Raw genomic sequence first — 3,152 nt, forward strand, 5'->3', positions numbered from 1 at the left:
TCGTACCAATCTGCGATCGTTTAAAGTTTAAGCCGTAGAGTCATCCCTGGCGAGTGTATCGTAAGCGCGAATTTCCGTAAGCGACGAGCTGAGGCCGTTCAGGCGGCGTAATTCCACGGCATGAGTGCGTCGATTTCGCTGCTCGGGCAGCCATGGCAATGCGCTCGAGCGTTTGCGTGAGCCAGGCGAGCGGATCGACGTTGTTCATTTTTGCCGTTTATCTCGGCCAGGCGCACCGAGGACAAACCCTTATCCGACTGCAGCATCAGCCACATGCCATTCAGCCAGACACTCATAAGGAAGCTTTGTGGAATGCAGAGGCGTGTGGGTCGTCACCGTGAACTGGAACCGGCAATCGCCGCTGGAGCATTGATAGCGACCCGGACGCGCACGTCGCTTGCTTGTATCGCGCCCGGCGATCGCGATCGAGCGTTTGTAACCACAGGCAGGACAAATTCTCCCAGCCGGCCACACCATGCTTTCCAGCAATCTCCGACACTGCTCCTCATCGCGAAAGGCCACGATCATATCTTCCGCCGTCCGAATGTTGGTAAGTGCTGCGAGCATCGTTTCCGACATTCTCATCTCCCTCGGATCAGGCCCGAAGAATCGCACGGTAACCCTTGGATATCAAGGCTATTGCTGTCTTTGGTTGATAAAGGCCGCGTACGATTTTGAACTGCTCTTGTTCCGACCCCCAGACAGGACCGACGGCTTTTCCAAGCTGAGACAGAACCGAGAATGGCTCGTGTCGCCACATCGGTGACGATCGTCAGATACGGACGGCCGACGAACACACCGGCCCCGTCGACAACCTCCACGAAATTGATGTCGGTCGGGATATGGTCGATTTGGCAGACGTCGAGCGGGTGCGGCGCATGGATGTAGCCCGGTCACAGCTTGAGCCGCAGCAGGTGCTTCGGATTAGTTGGTTAGATCAGAGGCTGTTTGAGCAGGACTTTCAGTCACCAGCCTAACAGCTACCTCAGCTAGAGCATCTCCTGACGGGTCTACGTTATGCTGAGTCGGGTTGTTTAAGCCGCCCTCGGCATTCGCCTCTAAGCCTGATCGATTGGTCATTTCTAGGGCCCTTTCATAAAAACTGAGCGCAGCGGTTTGCCGAGTAGGCCACACCTTGGAGTTTCTCGCCGCTACTATAGTGTATAAGTCGGGCATATCCAACGTGAGTTGTCTTACAGTTGAAGCTTACGGCTCCCCTTTGTCGCCCTTGCGCGATCGGACAGTCGAAACCCATCGAAAGGAGGGTTTCGTGGCATCGAAAGGAGGGTTTCGTGGCAGGATATATCGCGATGTAATCGAGGATACATCTCGATGTAAATGTCGCCACCGTTTTGGGCGCGGCATCTTCCGGACTGGCGCGAGACTCGCGCGAAGCGCGAGCCGGAAGTGGCCGTGTCCGTGACAGGAGATGATTGTAAAGTTTATTGGCAACAGAGAAACGGTTAGTGGTGAGGGCGAAGGTCACATTGTTGCGTAAGATCACAAGAAGGTCGACTTGCATCAGCAGATGACAACATCTGGTAGGGAATCTGAGCGTATTGGTTTTGGCCAATGATACTGGCAGAAGAATTACGAAACTCGAGCCACTTGTCGCTACCGCTTTCGCGGTCTATCGCGCAGGGCAGTCTATCCATCGATACACAAAAAGAACGCTGCAAACGGAGAAAAAAGTATACGAACAAACGTTCATGGCTGTCAATTGAAGTTATTGAAAGGTAAGACATGACGCCAATAGAGCAACAACATAACTAACAAAAACGGAAACAGCAACATAGCGCCAAGGGCGCAAAAGGCATAAACAAGTAAAACAAGAACAACAACAATGGCAGGCGCTTGCAAAACAAAGGAAAAATCATTACAGAAACCCGCCGCATACGACGGGTACAAATACAACATTAAAAGCTTGCGTGGCAAACAAACACATTTAGGAACAGAAAACGCATAAAACTACAAATAAACGCCTGGCCAATGTAAGGCGACTTTGATCATCGCGTTATCGCGCGCCCCCATACCACCGGGTCGCTCGTGTCGCTGTTAACAGCGACGAACCAGGTGAGCCCGTCATCAAGGAAAAGACGCGGCGGAGCATCCGGAGGCTGGCGTGTTTGTGCCCATTTCTCCGGGGTCGACGCATACTTCAGAAAACGGATTAGATCAGTCTCCTTCATATATACATAGCTGAGCTGAACATCAGCACTGCAAATTGCCCTTTGGTACGCAATCCTGGCATTTTCAATCGCGTTTTTCAGGCTGGTAGGTTTAGTAAGGCGGAGTGGGTCACTGCTGATGTTCCACGTCATTGGGAGAGACAGGAGAGATCTGCTTAATTCTGCTTTGTGTTAGAAGAAAACCAATTGTGGTGAGAGCAAGCAGTGATGAGAGTGTATAAATACAGGAGGGATCATGTCTTTTCAGCTCTTGCAAAAGGTTACGCGGGCTTCTTAGGCAAGCGAACAGAATATGACCCTTCGATAGGCGAAGCGCTAAACGGCATTTTTCCTCCAGCGCAGCCCCCTTCTGATTGGCTCAGCTGGAAAATTTCGGCTACGCGAAAAGACGCCCCTTAAAGAGAGTGGCTGGTCGTGGGTGGGGCGCAACCTCTGCCTTTTTAAAGTTTGAAAGGTCACCGTTCTGCCTTTGCCAAGAGTTGCATGGTTCTTGAGCGAAGGAGACATTTGCATGTCGTATTCTGTCGTTCTCCAGCAGTGGCTTGGCTTGGCTTGGCTTGGCTTGGCTTGGCTTGGCTTGGCAGGATGTATGGTTGTGTCGCCTTTCTTTGTTTGTGTATTCGTGCACTCATACTGTGGCCGTCCTCCGAATGAGTGTAATATAGGATCGTCGTCTAATAGCGAGATTTGCAAGCGCCTTTTTAGGTGCGGGATGCGGGAAGTTGTTTGCCGGGAGCATGTGACGTCTGGTCGTCTACGCGGTCGACATGGGTCGCCGCATCATGGTGCTTCGCGGGACGGTCCTTCCAATGTATGTCTCGCACGCTCCGAGCAAACTCGTGGTGCAACGGTCTTAACGGAATGGACCAGCCTCGGTACCGGCAGGGACTCCTCTTCACGCCATGGGCGCTGCAGAGCTCGAGCCCAATGCGGATGACAGACAGTTCCAGTTCGTCGAAATAG

Annotated in this window: 3 pseudogenes; all 3 read right to left on the reverse strand. The window is 52.4% G+C overall.

Going from position 1 to position 3,152, the window contains the following annotated elements:
- Positions 1-98 precede the first annotated feature (98 nt).
- A pseudogene (locus EOC06_RS34570) lies at positions 99-217 on the reverse strand (transposase domain-containing protein); the annotation flags it as partial.
- Between the two features lie 4 nt (positions 218-221).
- A pseudogene (locus EOC06_RS34575) lies at positions 222-579 on the reverse strand (transposase); the annotation flags it as partial.
- A gap of 120 nt (positions 580-699) precedes the next feature.
- A pseudogene (locus EOC06_RS44285) lies at positions 700-926 on the reverse strand (transposase); the annotation flags it as partial.
- Between the last annotated feature and the right edge of the window lie 2,226 nt (positions 927-3,152).

It is taken from the genome of Mesorhizobium sp. M7A.F.Ca.MR.362.00.0.0, assembly GCF_004023175.1.
In the GTDB taxonomy this organism is placed as follows: domain Bacteria; phylum Pseudomonadota; class Alphaproteobacteria; order Rhizobiales; family Rhizobiaceae; genus Mesorhizobium.